Annotated in this window: 23 protein-coding genes; 9 read left to right on the top strand and 14 right to left on the bottom strand. The window is 42.0% G+C overall.

Annotation, left to right across the window (positions count from 1 at the left end):
* Positions 1-225: 225 nt before the first annotated feature.
* Positions 226-372, bottom strand: a complete 147-nt coding sequence (locus ACFVTB_RS01325; RefSeq protein WP_387743992.1) for a hypothetical protein — start codon at positions 370-372, stop codon at positions 226-228.
* A 51-nt stretch (positions 373-423) separates the two neighbouring features.
* Positions 424-720, bottom strand: a complete 297-nt coding sequence (locus tag ACFVTB_RS01330; protein ID WP_387744897.1) for a metal-sulfur cluster assembly factor — start codon at positions 718-720, stop codon at positions 424-426.
* A 258-nt stretch (positions 721-978) separates the two neighbouring features.
* On the opposite strand from ACFVTB_RS01330, the gene ACFVTB_RS01335 reads away from it, so the two are divergent.
* Positions 979-1,311, top strand: coding sequence for a hypothetical protein (locus ACFVTB_RS01335; RefSeq protein WP_387743995.1), 333 nt, complete (start codon positions 979-981; stop codon positions 1,309-1,311).
* A 198-nt stretch (positions 1,312-1,509) separates the two neighbouring features.
* Here the strand turns inward: ACFVTB_RS01335 and ACFVTB_RS01340 are convergent, their stop codons facing one another.
* Complete coding sequence (locus tag ACFVTB_RS01340) at positions 1,510-2,364, bottom strand: manganese catalase family protein (RefSeq protein WP_387743997.1); 855 nt, start codon at positions 2,362-2,364, stop codon at positions 1,510-1,512.
* 351 nt (positions 2,365-2,715) lie between these two features.
* Between ACFVTB_RS01340 and ACFVTB_RS01345 the strand changes: the two genes are divergently transcribed.
* From ACFVTB_RS01345 to ACFVTB_RS01355, 3 genes are all read left to right on the top strand, one after another.
* Positions 2,716-2,988 (top strand): WGxxGxxG family protein, encoded by a 273-nt coding sequence (locus ACFVTB_RS01345; protein ID WP_387744000.1) that lies wholly within the window; start codon positions 2,716-2,718, stop codon positions 2,986-2,988.
* A gap of 46 nt (positions 2,989-3,034) precedes the next feature.
* Complete coding sequence (locus ACFVTB_RS01350) at positions 3,035-3,553, top strand: DUF3231 family protein (protein WP_387744002.1); 519 nt, start codon at positions 3,035-3,037, stop codon at positions 3,551-3,553.
* Positions 3,554-4,084: 531 nt separating this feature from the next.
* A complete protein-coding gene (locus ACFVTB_RS01355) occupies positions 4,085-4,528 on the top strand; it encodes a GNAT family N-acetyltransferase (protein ID WP_387744005.1) in 444 nt (147 codons plus the stop codon).
* Between the two features lie 231 nt (positions 4,529-4,759).
* Here the strand turns inward: ACFVTB_RS01355 and ACFVTB_RS01360 are convergent, their stop codons facing one another.
* Together ACFVTB_RS01360 and ACFVTB_RS01365 are read right to left on the bottom strand one after the other, a co-directional pair.
* Positions 4,760-5,818 (bottom strand): flavin-containing monooxygenase, encoded by a 1,059-nt coding sequence (locus ACFVTB_RS01360; protein ID WP_387744007.1) that lies wholly within the window; start codon positions 5,816-5,818, stop codon positions 4,760-4,762.
* A 230-nt stretch (positions 5,819-6,048) separates the two neighbouring features.
* Positions 6,049-6,417: an ArsR/SmtB family transcription factor gene (locus ACFVTB_RS01365; RefSeq protein WP_387744010.1), complete on the bottom strand. Its 369-nt coding sequence runs from the start codon at positions 6,415-6,417 to the stop codon at positions 6,049-6,051.
* Positions 6,418-6,630: 213 nt separating this feature from the next.
* On the opposite strand from ACFVTB_RS01365, the gene ACFVTB_RS01370 reads away from it, so the two are divergent.
* Both ACFVTB_RS01370 and ACFVTB_RS01375 read left to right on the top strand, forming a co-directional pair.
* The gene (locus ACFVTB_RS01370; protein WP_387744012.1) at positions 6,631-7,710 is read left to right on the top strand and encodes a copper resistance D family protein; all 1,080 of its coding nucleotides are present in this window, start codon (positions 6,631-6,633) and stop codon (positions 7,708-7,710) included.
* Between the two features lie 119 nt (positions 7,711-7,829).
* Positions 7,830-9,950, top strand: coding sequence for a heavy metal translocating P-type ATPase (locus tag ACFVTB_RS01375; RefSeq protein ID WP_387744015.1), 2,121 nt, complete (start codon positions 7,830-7,832; stop codon positions 9,948-9,950).
* Positions 9,951-10,246: 296 nt separating this feature from the next.
* On the opposite strand, the gene ACFVTB_RS01380 is transcribed toward ACFVTB_RS01375, so the two are convergent.
* Entirely contained in the window at positions 10,247-10,645 is a 399-nt protein-coding gene (locus tag ACFVTB_RS01380; protein ID WP_387744017.1) for a winged helix-turn-helix transcriptional regulator, read from the bottom strand.
* Positions 10,646-10,758: 113 nt separating this feature from the next.
* On the opposite strand from ACFVTB_RS01380, the gene ACFVTB_RS01385 reads away from it, so the two are divergent.
* The gene (locus ACFVTB_RS01385; RefSeq protein ID WP_387744019.1) at positions 10,759-11,193 is read left to right on the top strand and encodes a nuclear transport factor 2 family protein; all 435 of its coding nucleotides are present in this window, start codon (positions 10,759-10,761) and stop codon (positions 11,191-11,193) included.
* 38 nt (positions 11,194-11,231) lie between these two features.
* Positions 11,232-11,840: an FMN-dependent NADH-azoreductase gene (locus tag ACFVTB_RS01390; protein WP_387744022.1), complete on the top strand. Its 609-nt coding sequence runs from the start codon at positions 11,232-11,234 to the stop codon at positions 11,838-11,840.
* A 265-nt stretch (positions 11,841-12,105) separates the two neighbouring features.
* Here the strand turns inward: ACFVTB_RS01390 and ACFVTB_RS01395 are convergent, their stop codons facing one another.
* The 8 genes from ACFVTB_RS01395 to ACFVTB_RS01430 form a co-directional block, all read right to left on the bottom strand.
* Positions 12,106-12,753 carry a response regulator gene (locus ACFVTB_RS01395; protein WP_387744025.1) on the bottom strand — a complete coding sequence of 216 codons (648 nt, stop codon included), beginning with the start codon at positions 12,751-12,753 and terminating at the stop codon, positions 12,106-12,108.
* Between the two features lies 1 nt (position 12,754).
* Complete coding sequence (locus ACFVTB_RS01400; protein ID WP_387744027.1) at positions 12,755-13,534, bottom strand: sensor histidine kinase; 780 nt, start codon at positions 13,532-13,534, stop codon at positions 12,755-12,757.
* A gap of 78 nt (positions 13,535-13,612) precedes the next feature.
* Positions 13,613-14,122 carry a redoxin domain-containing protein gene (locus ACFVTB_RS01405; protein WP_387744030.1) on the bottom strand — a complete coding sequence of 170 codons (510 nt, stop codon included), beginning with the start codon at positions 14,120-14,122 and terminating at the stop codon, positions 13,613-13,615.
* Positions 14,123-14,206: 84 nt separating this feature from the next.
* A complete protein-coding gene (locus tag ACFVTB_RS01410) occupies positions 14,207-14,947 on the bottom strand; it encodes an ABC transporter ATP-binding protein (protein ID WP_387744033.1) in 741 nt (246 codons plus the stop codon).
* On the bottom strand, positions 14,940-15,761 hold the full coding sequence (locus ACFVTB_RS01415; RefSeq protein ID WP_387744036.1) for an ABC transporter permease: 822 nt from the start codon (positions 15,759-15,761) through the stop codon (positions 14,940-14,942). The genes ACFVTB_RS01410 and ACFVTB_RS01415 overlap by 8 nt, the downstream gene beginning before the upstream one ends.
* Complete coding sequence (locus tag ACFVTB_RS01420; RefSeq protein WP_387744039.1) at positions 15,758-16,351, bottom strand: nitrous oxide reductase accessory protein NosL; 594 nt, start codon at positions 16,349-16,351, stop codon at positions 15,758-15,760. The genes ACFVTB_RS01415 and ACFVTB_RS01420 overlap by 4 nt, the downstream gene beginning before the upstream one ends.
* A complete protein-coding gene (locus ACFVTB_RS01425) occupies positions 16,348-17,679 on the bottom strand; it encodes a right-handed parallel beta-helix repeat-containing protein (protein ID WP_387744042.1) in 1,332 nt (443 codons plus the stop codon). The genes ACFVTB_RS01420 and ACFVTB_RS01425 overlap by 4 nt, the downstream gene beginning before the upstream one ends.
* Positions 17,676-18,050 carry a hypothetical protein gene (locus ACFVTB_RS01430; protein ID WP_387744045.1) on the bottom strand — a complete coding sequence of 125 codons (375 nt, stop codon included), beginning with the start codon at positions 18,048-18,050 and terminating at the stop codon, positions 17,676-17,678. The genes ACFVTB_RS01425 and ACFVTB_RS01430 overlap by 4 nt, the downstream gene beginning before the upstream one ends.
* Before the next feature lie 326 nt (positions 18,051-18,376).
* On the opposite strand from ACFVTB_RS01430, the gene ACFVTB_RS01435 reads away from it, so the two are divergent.
* Positions 18,377-18,529: a hypothetical protein gene (locus ACFVTB_RS01435; protein ID WP_387744048.1), complete on the top strand. Its 153-nt coding sequence runs from the start codon at positions 18,377-18,379 to the stop codon at positions 18,527-18,529.
* Positions 18,530-18,556 lie beyond the last annotated feature (27 nt).

Consider the following 18,556-nt stretch of genomic DNA (forward strand, 5'->3'; position numbering starts at 1 on the left):
TTGTGTCCGCATTAAATTGGTACGCTTGCGATAATCACCAATTGTGAGCTCTAGGATTTCTGATATTCTTGCACCAGTCTCGAACATAAATCGTGTTATCACTTCATCACGTAAATACCAACCTTTTACATCACCAGCTTGGTAAATTCGATAGGGTAAATCCCAGTCCTCAATTATTTCTGTTACCCATTCTTCATTGATAATTTTGAAATAAGAATCAGTTTGTCATCTAAATGAGGTAGGCTCCTCTGAACCTGCCTCTTTAGGCATCCTTGGTTTATTGAGTCTTTCTCCAGCCAATTCTTTCATATCATCTTTATAACTTAAATCTAATAGTGGATTATTGTTTAGGTACATTTTTAATCTAATCATCACCTTGTAAAATCCTTTAATTCCTGATAAAACAGAAAAGGTTTGGTATGACTAAACCAAAGATTGACGTGATCTAATTTCCTCTCGAGCTCTGTCGTTCATTTTTTCAGGTGACCATCTCGGTTCCCACACTAAATGAACTTCCACATTTTTAATACCTGTAACTGTCATTGTTGCCTCTTCCACTTTTTTCACAATCACATCTGCAAGTGGACATTCAGGCATTGTAAGAGTCATTTGAATGTTAGCCTTGTCCTCTTTATCGACTTTTATGTCATAAATTAGTCCTAAGTCGACGATATTTGCTCCAACCTCAGGATCGATTACCTCCTCCAAGGCCCCCCATATTGCATCCTCTCTGTTCGTATAGACCGCCTCTTTTCAAAAATAATTTGTCAATTTCTTTTTTATCAACCCGTTACATGTTTTCCGAAATCGCTAATAATATTCAAGGTGCTTGTTTCGGATAAACGTTCTGGCAAGCATAACAAACGAATAAATAGCCCCCTTCTCATCTCAGTATTAAAATAGTATGAATAAAAAAGGAGAGTTAAGAAAAAAGTAACTCTGCTACAAAGAACAATAAATATACTGGAGGAATGTGTTATGTACCAAAACTTGTCTTCTCAAATCAATCAATGTGAAAACATCGTCCAGCAAATGATGAACCAGACTCAACAAGCATCGCAAATGTATCAGCAATTGCTACAACAAGAACAGCAAAACGCAAGGCAACTGGAAGAACTGGCACAACGGGAACAAAGAGCTTCTCAAACCATCCAAACAGCCCTTCATGGTCATCAAGTGGCAATGCAACAATTGCAACAAATCTCCCAGATCTGTAGGCAGCTAGAACAATCCGTTCAAAGCAATTTGACTTCGACTTTCAATCAGCCCCAAACCAATTACTCCACTCAACATACAAGAGGTTTTCAATAGACAATGCATGTCTAGCTAGAGCTGGATAATCTCCGGCTCTTGCTTTTCTCAAAAAACGGAGTATTGCTATGCATCCAACTGAGGCTATTTCACTTATCTCCCGATTTTAGTTAGCGGGATTGGATTACTCTTTCAGTATGATGAATTAAAGGACGCCACTGACAGGATTTTGGCGTCCTTCTTAACGCTGAGTATTTATTAATTGAACATGTCAACCAGACCAGGGCTATGTTCATTCGGCATGTCAGGCAATTGCGGAACTTCAAAACCGACGGGCGGCTGAGTCACTGTTAGTTCTCCCCCATTGCGGCTAGGTGTCTTACCACTAAAAATCTCGGCAATTCGGGACTGATCTAATCTAAAATCAAACTGAACATTGTGAAAACCCATATCGACATATTTGCGGCATTCCGGATACTTGTTGATATCATAATTTGGCACAGGGAATAACTTGCCCCATTCAACTCCAAGCGTTTCTAAAGCTTTAGCAAATGCGTTTTGATGTGCATTATCGCGAACAATAAGAAAACCAAGCGTTTCCCGGAATGTCTTATTGCTACTCATTTCGTAAATTCTTGTTTTCTGCAATACACCAGTTGATTCAAGAACGACATTGTTCAACATATCGCTAATTAGATTGCCATGGCTATAAACCCATGATCCATTCCATGGATTCCCGCCGGCATCTACTGGAAGTGAGCTTTTCGCTCCAATTATAAAATGATGCGGATTTGCATGTTTAACTGCCTCGTCTATTGGCGCGGAATCTAAGCCAGCGTTTCCCGGCAAAGATTCTCCAGCACCATTTAGCAGCTGATTAATTGTATTCTGAACAAGTTCTACATGAGCGATCTCCTCCAAAAATACTCCCCTCAACAAATCACGGAATTGTTTCTCTTTACCTCTAAAATTGGAGCTTTGAAAAAAATACTGCATCATGGTCCGCATTTCACCGAATTGTCCCCCTAGAGTTTCCTGTAATACTTTAGCGGCTGCCGGATCAGGTTGGTCCACTTCGATTTTGTTAATTAATTCTTCTTTGTAATAATACATTTTTTATACCTCCTTCTTTGTCTTCGACTTACAATTTCCCTTTAAATGATTTCACCTATTCATAAAAATAAAATATATTTTTTCTTCCCTAACATTGGATAAAAATGGATTCTGCTGAATACATCATCGACTACAGCACATAATAACTATCGGAGGTGATTAGATAATGAAATGTATTTATTGTGATAACATAAAACAGATCAAAGGGAAGAAATATACGTGTTACATATGCAACATTATAAAAGTCTGCAAAATAAAAAATGTAAATTTCAACTTACATCCTGAATAATCGCCTGCACTCAAGGACACCTTAGGTAACGTAAGAAATTAGAGTAAAGGAGAATAAACTAAATGAAAAAACTGTTTTTAATGATATTCGTATTAACAATCCTTACAGTAACACCATCTATTCCTGCTTTTACTCAAGCAAGTCATGCTGCCGATCTAACAGTAGACAACAACAGAATGAATGGATACGACACCAATTCCAACAATGCGATCAATTCAAACAACTACCGTACAAATGCTGTAAACGATGATAATGATAACAATTGGGGCTGGATCGGATTATTGGGGTTAGCCGGTTTAATTGGTTTGCGAAATCGAAACCGTGAACGCACGTAATCCCTTTTCCGTACAAAAAAATACATGTTAAAGGAGTTGGATAAATGTGGGTATCCTTAGCGGAAATCCTAAAGATGAACCTTTGCACTACGGAGAGGTTTTCAGTATATGGACGACATCAACAATAGCTAGAGGTGCTGTCTCCTGTTATCAAGCTTATTTAAACCATTCAGGTGACAAAGATTTAAAAAAAATTTTGGAGGCTTTAATTGATCAAGCTAGGCTAGAAATTAAAGAGTGTGATACATTACTGACCGACAATGGAATTTCTCCAGCTCCTACCCTGCCCGATAGACCACCTGTAAAACTTGAAGACATTCCCGTTGGCGCCAGATTCACTGACCCGGAAATAGCTGCAAAAATCGCTGCGGATACTTCTTTAGGTTTAGCAGCTTGCAGTCAGGCTATGGGACAATCGATTAGAGAGGATGTTGGCGCATTATTTGCCAAATATCACATGACTAATGCAGCGTTGGGGTTGAAAATTCTTCAATTGCTCAAAGAAAAAGGATGGCTTGTACCACCCCCATTACAAATTAAGCGTCTGGAAAGTGTTAATGTGTAAATTACAAAGAATTAAATAATAAAGCTATAAACCAAATAAAAGTGACCTGTCTTTATATACAAAACAGCAGGTCACTTTTATTTTATAAACTTAAATTCTAAGCAACTTCTTACTTTGTGCCATTTTAATCTTGAATTCTTGGTTTATCGGCCTGACAGTTAGAATGCGGGACTAAATCCAATTCCAAAAATTTCATTTAAATAATAACACTCTGTAGGGCCTCTGCTAACGAGTGAGGTTTTAGTTTTTTATTTTACATAGAAACTAAACAGTTATGATGGCGGCTAAGTTGTTTTTCTTAAGAAGTTACTCCACATCGGGTCTTCGTCGCAGCCAAGTATTATTTTGCACATGCAACTATCGTCTCCGTTAGCCGTTCATGCATAGTGTTACGCAAACCTACCCTTTAATTTCACAAAACAGCAGCCGGATTGATTAGCCGCCGCTTTATTGTTCTGATCTACTTTGTTCCTCGTCTACTTTAGAAATGGAAGAGTTTAATGATATACTATCTATTGGAGGTAGGCAACTATGAATATTAAAATTGCAAAGCAGCACCATCACCAGTCAATTATTGAATGCGCCAATGCGGCATATAACGTGTACATCGAAAGAATCGGAAAGAAGCCTGCTCCCATGCTTGCAGACTATATGCGTCTTATTACGAGAAATCTTGTCTATGTATACACAGACAAGGATGAAGTAAAAGGTCTTATTGTACTGTATCCCGAAGAAAACTATTTGTTGATTGAAAATGTGGCTGTTCATCCTAGTTTTCAAGGACAGGGAATCGGGCGTAAATTGATTGAATTTGCTATAACTTATTGTGAAGAGGCGTGTATAAAGGAAGTACGTTTATACACTAACGAGTTAATGACTGAAAACCTCATGTACTATCCGAAGTTTGGATTTATTGATGTTGAGCATAGAATTGAAGATGGTTATAAGCGTGTTTATATGTCAAAACAACTGTGAAGTGGTATAAAGATTACTTAACTAACCTCACCCTTTGAACAAACGCTTATCTCCGAAATACTACTGCTATCTCACGAATACGGTGTTTTCAAGAACACAAATACCTCGACCAGTTGTGACGAGGTTTAACCGCCGACGTGTGACCGAGCACCGCGTGCCGAGATGGCACCGCACGCCGGGAGGCGCGCGCGGTTACAAGATAAACAAAAAGCGATTTAGAAGCGCTTTTCTTCATATAATCGACCTCCCCGCATGAAATAAATGATTAACAATAAATGCAGCATCTTCTCCGACGCCCCCGATCAAAGCAGAAACTCTTCTATACTGCCAGGGGAGCCCGATAAAATACAATCCTGAAACCGTACTTATTCCCCGTTGATGGTGCGGTTTTCCCAGCTCGTCAAGTACACCAGGAATACAGATCCAGCTGTAGTCAGGACGGAAGCCTGTAGCCCATACGATATTTTTAGGCTGGAGCGAGGAATTCCCTTCAAACCCCACCGTGTCCCCCGCCATCTTGTCCATACGCGGTTTAAGCCTTACTTTACCTTTTCTTATCGCATCTCTAAGTTCAAACCCGAATATCGGGTCTGGTTGCTTGCGAATAAATGCACCTACTCTTGTATCCACACTCGCGCTCAGAATGCCCATTTTGCCAAACCACCAGAAAATACTTCTCCCCAGAAGCTCAAGTGGCATATATTTGATACGGTGCCCAACTGATAGATATACGTCCCTGCTCTCGGCAAGCTCAACCGCAATCTGTGCACCTGAATTTCCTGCCCCGATTACAAGCGTCGTACCATCTTGCAAGTCATTTGAATTACGATAATGAGCCGTATGTAGTTGTACAATATCTTCATTTAAACAGTCAGCTATTGGAGGAATGTACGGTCTTTGGAACGGCCCCGTAGTCACGATGACATGCTTTGCAGTGTAGTCCCCTCGATTTGTTGTGATCCGGAATATGTCCTCTAATTTTGACACCGACAAGACTTCTGTTTGGAACTGAATTGGAAAGTCAAAATAGGTTGCATATTTTCCAAGGTAATCAGCCACTTCATTTTTTGTCGGGTATTCCTCTTGCTTACCTTCAAGTATCAGTCCGGGTAAAGAACTATAGGATCTCGGCGTAAAGAGCACCAGGCTGTCATATCGCCTTCTCCACGCGGCGCCAGCTTCGCTTTCTTTATCCAAGATGATGAACGGGATATTTCTTTTCTTTAAAAAATATCCGGCTGAAAGACCGGCCTGTCCGCCGCCAATGACAATGACATCATATGTAATCATAAGAGCCCTCCTGAGAGCATGGATCGAGAGTTATGGGTCAGTTTATCTGATTTCCGTCGCTGGAGTTTGAAATGTCTTGCATACTCATGGTTTTCTACTTTCTAAAATATATTATCATATATTCATATAACTATTGTTCTTGAAAATTGACAGAAGATAAACAAATGGACTTTAAAGGCTCTTAAACGAAAAAAAAGTGCCAACCCTTATTAGGTCGGCACTTTTTGTCATCATTCATGTTTTAAATGCTGTAAGGTTTGCACAAATATTTGCTCAACATGTTCATCATCAAGTGAATAGTAAACGGTCTTCCCCACTTTACGTCGTTTCACAATTCGCATATTACGTAATGAGCGCAACTGATGTGAAATTGCTGACTGTCCCATTCCCAATACTTCAGATATATCATGAACGCATAATTCAGACTGTACTAAGGTATGAATGATTTTAACTCGTGTAGGATCCCCTAATGCTTTGAACAGATCTGCTAAATCTGATGCAGCAGATTCAGGAATAAGTTTTTTACGTATCTCTGTAATATCAACCGCTGTTCCATTGCAGGTATCATCACATGCATCAACTATTGTTTTTTCAGTCATAATTACCTCACCGTTATTTGTCTTTTAACGTGATGATTATTATAGCATAGATAATACAAGTTAACTACGCAGCGGTCATGAGAGCGAGATATGCTGAAACATGAACATATACTCATTTAAGTTCATAACTTAACAAATGAGCATATTTTCAACTATTTATTTTGTGGTAAGATAAATCCCAGCAAACCATTCCCCCTCTCTGGAGTTGATACTTTGTATATCTATCTATTTGAAACACTTCTTTACCTCTCGTTTGCCATCTCTGCTGGCTATCTCTTCCTCGAGTTTGTCCCCGTCAGATTTAAACCAGAAATTCATGTCCCCTTCCGATTAGTTCAGTTAGCTGCTATTGGAGTTCCGTTGTTCTCTTTTGCCTCAATCGTAAAAACGACCGTTATTCTAATGGATTTTGCACCTCAAATGTCATTTGTGGAACTCCTTTTGATTGTCCTAACTGATTACTCCTTTGGGCGAGCTTGGATTATGATTTTTATTTTCGGCAGCGCTTTATTTATGGTGATTTCTTTTAATGGATTAAAAAATAAGTCTTCAAAATGGGTTTCAGCTGCTATTTGGATTTGTATGGTTTCTGTCCATGGATTGGCAAGTCATCCGGCGGCACTCTCCAAGCAATGGGGGATTCTCTCCCAATCCATTCATGTTGGTACAGTCTCTATATGGCTTGGTATCCTTATTCTTGTCGCATGGTTTAAGAAAGGAAGTTGGAATTGGAAAGCCTTTACCCGCTGGTATACACCCCTGTCGATTGCTTGTATGGCGCTTATAGTGATAGCAGGTTTAGTGATGATGTCGATAATCATTGAAGTTGGGTACATAAATTCATGGGGAATCAATTATGGAGAAGCTCTACTGCTGAAGCATTTGTTGTTTATTCCACTTATTCTATTAGCATTTATGAACGGCTTCCTAACCAAAGTGTATGCAGACGGCCAGAATGAACATGGATTACAAACATGGCTTAGAGTGGAGAGTCTTATCGCCTTATTTATTCTTGTGACAACCGCATTCATGGGAGCCCAGGAACCGCCTCACGAAGCGGAAACAGAAGGGCCTGTACCCTCATTCTTGTTCAAACTTCTTCATCCTGATTGGAATGACCTGTCCCTGCAGTGGAGTTGGAACATGCTTGGAGTCGGTTGTTTTTTAATGGGAATCATTTCACTTGGTTTTTTATTCACAGCATACAAAAAAAACAAGCTTGGAATATTTATCACTCTTACTATGATTGCTGTGCTGTTTCCTTTTTTAGGCTTGATTCAATCCGTAAAATAAGGTCTGTGGTTTAACTCCATGAACAAGATGGCCTTTTTTTGGGCAAATTAAGTTTGACAATTCCATAATAATGGAATAATATATGAGCAAATATTCATATATGAAAGAAGGAAGTTCACATGAATGAATATCGCATTAATGGGCTGTCCTGCGCCGGCTGTGCACAAAGAATCGAAGATGAAATTAAGCAACTCGATCATGGTGAAAATGCGACGCTTAGTTATAACTCGGGCAAATTAAAAGTTAGTCCGGAAGTTTCAATGCCTGATGTTAATCGGATCCTAAAGACAGATGGAGCTTACATCTCTGAACAACTGAACATAGATATGAGCGCTCACGATCATCAACAGCATAGCGATCATAGTCATCATCATGCCGATGGAAACAACAAAATGTTAAAGCTCCTCATTGCCTCTGGTATCATTTATATTGCGGCAATTTTGTTGGATGGTATTCTGGAAAGCCAGTCTATTATTATCCTTTATTTAATTGCCACCGTTATTAGTGGATATACAACTTTTCTACGCGGTTTAAAAAACCTAACGAAGCTTAAATTTAATATCGATACGCTGATGACCATCGCCTTGATTGGCGCTGTTGCGATTGGTGAATGGAAAGAAGCCACTTTAGTCGCTATATTATTTGGCTTGAATGAGTTGCTTGAAGGCTACGGTATGGAAAAGGCCCGACGTTCCATGGAAACTTTACTTTCGGTTGCACCTAAAGAAGCCGTAAAGTTGGAGAACGCTCAAGAAAGGGTTGTCCCTATCTCTTCCCTGCAAGTTGGTGATCTTGTAAAAATCAAACCGGGAGAGAAAATCCCATCTGATGGTGTCGTTACCGAAGGAAAAAGCTCAGTCACCGAGGCTGCCATTACAGGGGAGTCCCTTCCGATTGAGAAAGAAGCCGGTGAGCCTGTTTTTGGCGGCAGTATTAACAATGAAGGACTGCTTATAGTAAGGATTGAAAAGGCCTATAACGATTCATCTTTAGCTAAGATCCTTCATCTCGTTCAAGAAGCGCAGGAAACGAAAACGCCTACGGAGTTGTTCATCAATAAATTTGCCAAGTACTACACACCACTTATCATGATTGTGGCCGCTCTGGTAACCGTTCTCCCTCCTCTCTTCTTCCAAGGAAGCTGGACGACTTGGCTTTATCAGGGGTTATCGGTTTTGATTGTCGGGTGCCCATGTGCATTGATTCTATCCTCACCCATTGCAATCGTATCCGGCATTACACGCAATGCCAAACACGGTATCCTCGTTAAAGGCGGCGTATTCCTAGAGCAGCTTGGCAAAATTGACACTCTTGCCTTTGACAAAACGGGAACGTTAACGAAAGGTGAACCACATGTCGCGCAATTAGAGATTTATGATGAAGAACGATTTTTTACAGTAGCCGGTGCTATTGAAAAATCCTCTTCACACCCATTAGCAAAAGCGATAATGAAGGAATTGGCCAGCAGAAATATTACCGCACCCGATCCTGAGGAATTCGAGACCATTACTGGTCGAGGGGTAAAAGCGAAAGTAAATGGCAAGTCTTATTGGTTAGGTAATGAAAAAAGCATTGAGCATATTACAATAACCGAACACATTCAAAAACAAATTGATCTTTATAAAGAAGATGGTCTAACACTGGTAGTAGTAGCTGACGAAAAACAGATACTTGGGATATTCGGCATATCCGATGAAATTCGTAAAGAAAGCAAATCTGTCATCCAATCCCTTCACAGACTGGGTATTAGAAGTACAGTAATGCTTACTGGGGATCATCAGAAAACAGCAGAGAAAGTAGCTTCAGCAGTTGGTGTCACTTCGTTTTATGGAGGTTTGCTGCCTGAAGATAAAGTCAATCACATCAAGGAGCTATCTGAGAAAGGCATTGTCGCCATGATTGGTGATGGGATTAACGATGCTCCTGCACTTGCTTCTGCTCAACTGGGTATTGCAATGGGTAAAGGTACAGACAGTGCAATTGAGACAGCTGACATTGTACTGATGCAGGATCACTTAGGTAAGCTGCCGGAAGCTGTGTCAGTGGCTAAGCGAGTCAATCGTATTATTCGCTTCAACATCATTGTTGCTCTTGGATTGAAAATCATTGCTTTATTACTAACCATCCCAGGATGGCTCACGTTATGGATCGCCATTCTTTCAGACATGGGTGCCACTATATTTGTTACACTTGTAAGCTTAACCATCTTAATTGAAGGCAGAAAGAAAACAATTCAATAAAATCAGCAGCCCTAATTTCATCAAGAATTAGGGCTGCTTTTTTGAAGTATCACTTTTTAAGAAATGTTTCATCTTGTGTATGGGAGTGTTTGTTATGCTGCTTTGTACAAAGAGTACAACCGCTTAGAGATTACACTAATAATTAATGACAACAGTGTATACCCAAAAACCCAAATCATAAAAGTTGTGTTATAGAATTTGTCCATAACAAAGCACAAAAGTCGCAGGTAAGCGACTTTTGTGCTTTGTTATGGGAACCGGTCTTTTTATTCTTCATGCGTTCTGCACGATGTGAATTATTTCGAGTCGTACTGAACTTGAGCTTTATTTACTTCTTCCCAATTAATTGTTACCCAATCTATAAGGCCTTCCAATGGCCGAATCAAACTTTTCCCTAGATTTGTGAGCTCATATTCAACACGTGGCGGAACTTCTGGAAACAGTTCTCTTTCAATTAGTCCATCACGCTCCAAATTTCGCAAAGTCAACGTCAGCATTCTTTGAGAAATTCCAGGAATTGAATTTTCCAATTCAGAAAACCGTGCACGGCTTTCATGTAATTTGAAAAGAGTAAGAATCAGCAAGATACTCCACCTATCGCCAACTCTTGTCAAAAGCTCTCGAACAGCATCAGGATCTTTATATCCGCAGACAAAAGCCGGATTAAAGTGATTATTTTTATTAGCATTCTCCATGACTAACCCCCATGTTAGTTACTAATTTTAAAGTGCCTTCTTGTTGAATACGGAAGTGCCATTTATATTATACTGTGTAGAAGTAAGTATCACAATTAAGGAGAGTGCTAACAATGCGAGAGGATACATTTACAGATTTTGAAGCCCTCGATCCCTTTTTTGAAATCGTTCAAAAAGGATTAAGTGGTATCGTGGATGGCGAGCATTATTTCGATACCATCGCAGAAGATGCAGTATTCGAGTTTCTTTATAACTTTCCCGGTTGGCCACCATCTATTCAGGGTCGCGTCGATTTGATGGCTCTTTACTCGGGATATGGTCATAATATCAAGCTCCACTCGTCGGATAATCTTGTCGTGCACCACTCGCAAGATAGTCGTGTAGTGATTCTTGAATACGCAGTTCACGGTACTATTCTGGCATCAGGTGTACCTTACGACAATAGGTTTGTCTCCATCGTCACGATTGAAAACAGAAAGATCGTGCATTGGAGAGATTACATGGACTCTTTAGCGGCGTGGAACGCGCTAACGTCATCGTCTAAATGATTACTTAAGTCACCAATAAATAAAAGGAAGTGTTATTCATGAACCAAATTTTGATAATTGAAACAAGCCCAAGAGGTTCAGTGTCAGCAAGTCGCGCAGCAACTCAAAAACTTTCAGTTCGACTACATGAGGAATTTCCAGAAGCCAAGTTTGTGTATCGTGATCTTACTAAAGAATCGATTCCTCATCTTGATGATAGTACTCTAAAAGCCATTGCCTCAAAAATACCGGAGGAAGTACAGGCGAACAAAGAGTCTGCTCACCTATCGGATCAACTTACAGAGGAACTTCTAGCTTCTGATCTTTTAGTTATTGCCAGCCCTATGTGGAACTTCGGCATCCCGTCTTTGCTCAAAGCTTGGATTGATCTTGTCGTTCGTCCTGGTAAGACCTTTAGCTATGCTGAATCAGGTGTTCTAGGATTAGCAAAAAATAAAAAGGCTGTCTTGGTCTTATCTTCTGGCGGTGTATTCAGTGAAGGTCCGTGGAAGCAGTCGGATTTTGTGGAGCCCTATTTACGTCAAGTTTTAGGATTTATCGGAATCGACGATGTACAAACAATAAGAGCCGAAGGCTTAAACATCTCGCAACTTGCGGAAAATGCTGTACCAAATGCTGAAAAAGCTATCGCGAAACTTGCTCTGTAAAAGTATTCACTTAACCGCTGTATAGATCTTAACATCGGTGACCACGCCCCATCCCTAGATAGTGTCAAAGTTGGGCACCACAACGCTAAAGTCTTAGCACCCCCATCTATATCAATAGATGGGGGTGCTAATTACAATCCTCTCTCTGGCCACAATTTTCTTATTTGTATCAAGCTCAACAAGCTACTCTAATTATCAAATCAAAAAACCATGCGGACATTCTCAGGTCTATCAATTTTATTCAATCGCGGGATAAATTCATCTACTATTTTTTATGCATCCAGCTTTGCTCGTACGCATATCTTGTCAGCTGGGCTCTGTTTTCTAATTGAAGCTTTTGCAGTATATTTTTTAAATGATTTTTAACGGTATGCTCAGAAATGTTTAGGAAGCACGAAATATCCTTATTGCTCATACCTTTGGCTACTAACTTTAATAGCTCCTGCTCCCGTCCGGTAAGCGGGTTGTACGTATTCATTTCTCTGCCTACCGGAGATAATTCTTTCAGAATGCGAAATGCGAGCTCCTGCGTTATTGGCGCTTCGTCCACGGCGATCGCTCTGAGATATTCGAGCCACGATTCGGGCTTTAAGTTTTTCAGTAAATAGCCCTGAGCACCTTTTTTGAATGCGTCGAACAAATGAGTGATATCGTCCGAGACAGTCACCATCACAACTTTGATATAAGGAAGCTTCTCTTTCAGTCGCTTGGTCGCCTCAAGTCCATCCATTCCAGGCATTTGTAAATCCATTAAAATCAAATCGGGCATCCATTGTTCTGCAAGAGTCAGCGCCTCTTCGCCACTGCTCCCTTCTGCTACCACTTCGAATGTAGGATCTCCTTCCAGAATTAGCCGAATTGCTTCTCTTGCTAGTTCGCTGTCGTCGATAATAATTACGCGGAATACTGGCATCTCACGTAGCCTCCTTGATGACAATCACTTTCGTTTCTTCGGCTTCCCTCTCAAACTGCAAGCTCCATTGCATGTTGTTGGCCCGATCGCGCATCATTTTAAGTCCATACCGATTTCCTGAAGAGACCGTCTCCGGATCGAACCCTTTGCCGTTATCTATAATTTCACATCGCCACCCGTTGCGAAAGGCGGTTCCTTTAATAAGAACACGAGTTGCTTCGGCGTGCTTATAACTGTTTAATAAGGCCTCGCGGATGATTGCCATCAACTCGACCTTCTCTTTCGCAATGAGTAACAAATCCGGAATTTCCATTACGGAGTCAAATTGAATATCGGTTTCCCGTCGCAGCTCATCCATTAAGCTCTCCATGCTTTGCAGCCAAGGATTTCGGTGAGTCTCAGCTGGACGGCGCAAATTGGCAATAGCCTGTCTCACGTAGTCGTTTGTACGGTGTACGCTTTCTTTCAACTTGTCAAAAGACAACCCTCCTGGTTGCTGAAGCCGCTCCATTCTTGCAACTAATGTATTTAAGAAAAACAAGGATTGGGCAATCCCGTCGTGTAATTCACGAGCAATTTTTTCTCGTTCCTCTAATACCGCTTGCACAGCCCTTGAGCGATTTAGCTCTTCTTGTATTTGCTCGATCATCGAAAACAGCTTGGTTAAGAATAAAAGCGTTACGATTAGAACTAGTAACGGTGCTAGCCAGTTGCCAAGCTCCATAGAAATATAGGGCAGCAAAAACTCATGTCTTATATATTCCCACATGCCGATGGTCAACGTAGGAATCGTAAGAATCAGCCATTTTATTTGTCTGTAGGTCAACAATTAAATCCCCTTTCTATGCAAGGCTTATATCTACTTTGTCTGGTTCATTAAAGCAATAATATCAACCATATCTGTCAGTTCACCCTCGTGCCTGGCTACAATTTTTCCGTCTTTGTTAACGAGCACGGTAAGCGGTAAGCCAACAACGCGGTACTGCTGCTTAATAGCCATTTTCATATCCATTGCGATTGGAAAAGCCAGCCCATATCGGTCTACAAACTTTTGTACAACTTCCGGTTTTTCTCCCACATTAATCGCAAGCATTTCGATTCCGGTCAGCTTATATGCTTCATTCAGCAAAGGCAGTTCGTTGACGCATGGATTGCACCAAGATGCCCAAAAATTAAGCAATACGCCTTTTCCTTTGTAGTCGGCTAATGATACTGGCGCTTCCCGCAAGTCAATTGTTGCAAATGGCGGAGCCGAGTCACCGGGAACCGCAGATTGTTCTGGCGGAGGATCAAAATCAAGTATGGCGAAAGCCGCCCCTGTTAATAAAACGATAAGGATCAACAATAGAATCATTTTGCGGACAGCCAATTTCTGCAGCAACTCCTTCCTTCAATGAATGCTATAAATACAGGCAGCCAGCCGGATAACCTCGCCGACTGCTGCCTGTATGCGTTATTGTAATGAATGCTTAATTTCCGGTATTCCGAATAGCCCTCCAAAAGCTTCTTGCAAGCCTGCAGTTCCATACTGGGCATGAATATCTGACTGGCGACCGTCAAGCACGACATTCCCATCCCGCAAAAAAACAATGCGATCCGCCAAAACTTCGGCAATCTGTAGTTGGTGCGTCGAGAACACAACGGTTTGACCTGTCGCCGCTGACTGGCGGACAAGCATGACGAAGGTTTCCATCCAATAGGGATCCAGCCCGTTGGTAGGCTCATCCATAACAATGAGCCGAGGTTTTGCCAGCAATGCCTGCGCAAATAGCACACGCTGACGCATGCCTTTAGAAAAAGAGGCGACGGGCTTGCTTCCCGTATCGGCAAGTCCGACCTGCTCCAATACCTCCAATGCGCGGTCTTTCCCCAGACCGCGAAGCCTTGCCCAGAAGAGCATCGTTTCCTTTGCTGTTAGTCCGGCACTGAACCGATAATCATCCGGCATATAACCCATTTGCCTTGCATAAAGCCTTCGATCTTTCTTCCAGCTTACTCCACTCACTGAAATGGTACCGCTTGTTGGATGCAATATGCCAGCTAGCATGCGAAGCAGCGTGCTTTTGCCAGCACCGTTGCCGCCGCAAAGGGCGACGACTTCGCCACTTTCAATATTTAAATTGATATTGTCAATAACAGTACGCCCCTTGAATGCTTTATGGACCGCATCGAATTGAACCAGTAAATCAGCCATGTCTTCTCCCCTTTTCCCAAAGGCTGATAGCCATGGATAAAGCAACCGCGATCCAGACCAGCATCACTCCTAGAAATACCGGCGTTCCTCGAGATGACTCCATCCAAACCATCCATTGATAATACTCTGGCCCAAGCGTCGAGCTGCCGCCTAACTTGACTACCGTAAATAGCCGAGTCAATTCAGCCGGATTAAGAAAGGTTAACGCGGTTACTGCTGGTTTGATCCAAGGGTAAGGCATCATGCCAAGCGTGGCGATGAGAATAGACGGCCAGGCAATAATAGTGAAAAACCAAATGCCGACTGCTACGGTAAGAGCTTGCCAGCGATTTCGCGCAAGCGTTCCGACTACCATAGCGGCACTAAGATAAAATAAAGAAAGACCAATCGAGAAAGCCAGCAGCCGCCTATACGTAATAAAATCAAAACCGCCGCCAAGCAGCCACCCGGCTGCGCCGGACAGCCCGAAACCTATGGCGACAATCGTCACCAGTACGACCGCCAGCCCGATATATTTCCCTGTCAAGAACGACCAGGTACGTAGCGGATAAGTGGACAGCAGCTCCCAGTTTCCCTCCTCCTTTTCGCTTGTCAACGAAAAAGATCCTAGCATCAAAGCCATCAGGGGCAGTAAATACAATGCCAAATTCAGCATCGTTCCGCTAATGCCCGAGTAACCTGTCACATATCCCTGTGCATTAATCAATAGAAGGCTAAACATAAATAGAGCGAACAGAGCCATAAAGGAGTAGGCCCAAGGATTGCGAAAGCCAATCTTCATCTCTCTTATTGCTACATATCCTGTTTCACTCAAGCACCGTGTCCTCCATTACTCTGCTCGTTACCAGAATGCTGCTCCTGTCCAGACGTATGTCCGGGATTCTCCGATTCATGTGCTCCATCCGAAGAGTGGCCATGATCACCACCGTCCATTTTCATCATGTCGCGGTTGACTTCCCATGTGTGAGTTGCAAGATCGTCTGCAGTCATCAACTGGCCCGCTCCCTGTTCATGAATAAATGCCTGTGCTTCTTGCTCCGACTCAAATGATACGATTCCATATGCCATCGGCGTCTTGTAAGATGAATCGTAAGCGTAGTAGGCTTTCTCGTAGCGAATCCATTGCTTGCTGTTATAGTCGCGGACAAATGCTGCCCCAATCGTATCGGTGCCATTCTCCTTCTTCCATGTATTCAAGCAACCGATATCGTCAAATTTAAGCGATTGCCCATCTTTTGTAACGATTTGAGTGGCAAATTGATCGTCTTTAACGGCCATCTTGCAAATAACGCATACATCCGTTTCCTCGTTAATGGCCTGGGGCTCAACCTTTTCCCCGCCGCAAGCGGTAAGCATCAATATTGCAACGAATACCATAATGGACGCACTGATTCTAGCTTTCATTCGCTTCGTCTCCTCATTCTAAAAATAATTAACGCCGAACAGCCTAACAATCCTAAGCCCGTTAGCCCCGTCAGAATACCGTCATTTTTACCTTCCCCATGTAACGAGCTGTCGGGCGGAGCCATCAACGGAGAGACATCTTTTGTCCAGAGAGCCTTGTCTGTCTGATATAGTTCCTCAAGAAAATTCATGCCAGGCGAATGGAAAAACAATTGAAACGCAGGACGTTTTTTGGTCAGTCCCTGAAAGAACGGATTAATTTCGTACTTAATGTTGCTTTTGCCGTCGCCGTCTGTGTCTATGCCTTGAAAGCCGTCCCAATAGTTTGCTGTCAGCTCGTTGTTTTCGCTGCCCCGGGCTTGCGCGTCAGCTACATTACCGACAAACTGATTGCTCTCAATCGGGTTGTCGTTAGCTTCTAGCAATTGAATGCCTATAAAGTTGTAACTCACTCGATTATTCATCAATTTGTTATTGGATGACTGCTCTACGTACAACCCGACCCGGTTACCATCAACGGTATTGTCCTGGACAGTAATTAGATGAGCATCATAAAGCAATATGCCTTGTGAATTGACATTTTCGCTTTGCTTTGAGAACGTATTGCCGACAACCATTACTTTTGTTGCCGTCATCACCATCGCGCCGGTTACGTTCATCTTTCCTTCGTTTTCTTTAATAACCGTACCTACCGTATACATGCAATGAACGCCGTAACGAGAACGTTCGATTGTGTTGCGAGACACGACGGCATTATCGCTGTATTCCATGTAAATACCGTCATGCATATCACGAATAGTATTATTGCTGATTTGCCAACCATGCGCATTAAACAAATCAATGCCATTGCCTTTGTCAGCCATTCGTACGCCATCCGCAGCCCAATCGATTTTTATACCGGATATGACGCCTTCATTCGCATCGCGTACAGCGATTCCGTCAGATCCGGTTACAATTTGCATGTCTTTCAGTGTTGCTTGATTCCCAGTTACGAGCACGGTTGCGCTTTCTTTGCCGATTTCATCGCTGATTCGCAAGCCCGCAATCGTCGTTTGATCAGCATTTACGGTTATTGCCGGATCCGTTCCGTCGTCATTTTGCAGAATAACAGTTCCATTATGGGTGGCTTGAATCGTCAACGGTTTGTTGATCTTAACCGGCCCCGCATACGTGCCTGGCGCCAGCTCAATCGCATCTCCCGGCTTTGCTTGATCGATCATCTTCTGCAAATCGAGCGGCTCAGGCTTTGCTGAAGCTGTGCCCGCATGGAGTATGGACATTAAAAGGACTAATGTCCATACGGACCATCTTTTTTGAATGACCGTCATTGGACCTCTACCCATTTTTTCTTAGTTAGATGGATATCGTTCACATAGAAATGGACATAGACAGTTTGCTTTCCTTTTTCAGGGAAAATAAATGCGCCGCTAAATTCGCCCTTGCCTTCATTTACGGCATCGACCAGCTTATACTGGTTGTTAACTCGAATGTCGAACGTTACTGTCGCATCTTTGGGTACATCCATTCCAGTAATAAGAGCCCGTAGTTCAGTCGTATTCCCCGCAATGACCGTTTCCGGTTCTGTTTGAAGCTGTACTTCCACTTCCTCCTGGTTATCGGGCGCTTCACTCGAGCATGCTGTTAGGAAGCTTAGTGCTGCAAACAGTACAACAAGCCATGCTATCATTCTTTTTCTCACTTATTCACCACCTCAATGTTTGTAACGCCTTGCGTTTCCGCTAATTTTCATTCTAAGAGTGAAATTTACGGTTCGCATGACTCGATAGAGTCAGAAATTATGAAAAAAACATGAACACATAGGGACAATTATTTTCACTCCCTCGGGTGCATGCATATGATCATCTACTTGCGTTCTTATTGTTCAAAAGTCTGTAACATACCTCAATGTATCTAGCCCCTTTGAGTCATTTTTGTTTATCACTTTATTTCTCATAATAGATTATGAAGGTGCAGGTTAATTTACGAGATCCTGTGTAATAACAACAAGAGAGAGGAGAAATCAAAATGCTGTATTGGATTATATTGGGGGGAATATTTCTATTCGGTGGCGCCTACGTTATGTTAAACGGCGCTAAGCTTGTACGAGAAGATAATGAAATTCAAGATAAAATATTCGAGGGATACAAGCAAAACCAACAAGAGAAGATACTTTCTTAAGCAAGAGCTGCTCTTTACCTCAATAAA

Source organism: Paenibacillus sp. NPDC058071, assembly GCF_042885235.1.
GTDB lineage: Bacteria > Bacillota > Bacilli > Paenibacillales > Paenibacillaceae > Pristimantibacillus.

Excerpts from the sequence above, each read along its gene's own strand:
- ACFVTB_RS01325 (WP_387743992.1), bottom strand. The coding sequence starts at position 372 with ATGATTAGATTAAAAATGTACCTAAACAATAATCCACTATTAGATTTA.
- ACFVTB_RS01335 (WP_387743995.1), top strand. The coding sequence starts at position 979 with ATGTACCAAAACTTGTCTTCTCAAATCAATCAATGTGAAAACATCGTC.
- ACFVTB_RS01340 (WP_387743997.1), bottom strand. The coding sequence starts at position 2,364 with ATGTATTATTACAAAGAAGAATTAATTAACAAAATCGAAGTGGACCAA.
- ACFVTB_RS01345 (WP_387744000.1), top strand. The coding sequence starts at position 2,716 with ATGAAAAAACTGTTTTTAATGATATTCGTATTAACAATCCTTACAGTA.
- ACFVTB_RS01355 (WP_387744005.1), top strand. The coding sequence starts at position 4,085 with ATGAATATTAAAATTGCAAAGCAGCACCATCACCAGTCAATTATTGAA.
- ACFVTB_RS01360 (WP_387744007.1), bottom strand. The coding sequence starts at position 5,818 with ATGATTACATATGATGTCATTGTCATTGGCGGCGGACAGGCCGGTCTT.
- ACFVTB_RS01365 (WP_387744010.1), bottom strand. The coding sequence starts at position 6,417 with ATGACTGAAAAAACAATAGTTGATGCATGTGATGATACCTGCAATGGA.
- ACFVTB_RS01375 (WP_387744015.1), top strand. The coding sequence starts at position 7,830 with ATGAATGAATATCGCATTAATGGGCTGTCCTGCGCCGGCTGTGCACAA.
- ACFVTB_RS01380 (WP_387744017.1), bottom strand. The coding sequence starts at position 10,645 with ATGGAGAATGCTAATAAAAATAATCACTTTAATCCGGCTTTTGTCTGC.
- ACFVTB_RS01385 (WP_387744019.1), top strand. The coding sequence starts at position 10,759 with ATGCGAGAGGATACATTTACAGATTTTGAAGCCCTCGATCCCTTTTTT.
- ACFVTB_RS01390 (WP_387744022.1), top strand. The coding sequence starts at position 11,232 with ATGAACCAAATTTTGATAATTGAAACAAGCCCAAGAGGTTCAGTGTCA.
- ACFVTB_RS01395 (WP_387744025.1), bottom strand. The coding sequence starts at position 12,753 with ATGCCAGTATTCCGCGTAATTATTATCGACGACAGCGAACTAGCAAGA.
- ACFVTB_RS01410 (WP_387744033.1), bottom strand. The coding sequence starts at position 14,947 with ATGGCTGATTTACTGGTTCAATTCGATGCGGTCCATAAAGCATTCAAG.
- ACFVTB_RS01420 (WP_387744039.1), bottom strand. The coding sequence starts at position 16,351 with ATGAAAGCTAGAATCAGTGCGTCCATTATGGTATTCGTTGCAATATTG.
- ACFVTB_RS01425 (WP_387744042.1), bottom strand. The coding sequence starts at position 17,679 with ATGACGGTCATTCAAAAAAGATGGTCCGTATGGACATTAGTCCTTTTA.
- ACFVTB_RS01435 (WP_387744048.1), top strand. The coding sequence starts at position 18,377 with ATGCTGTATTGGATTATATTGGGGGGAATATTTCTATTCGGTGGCGCC.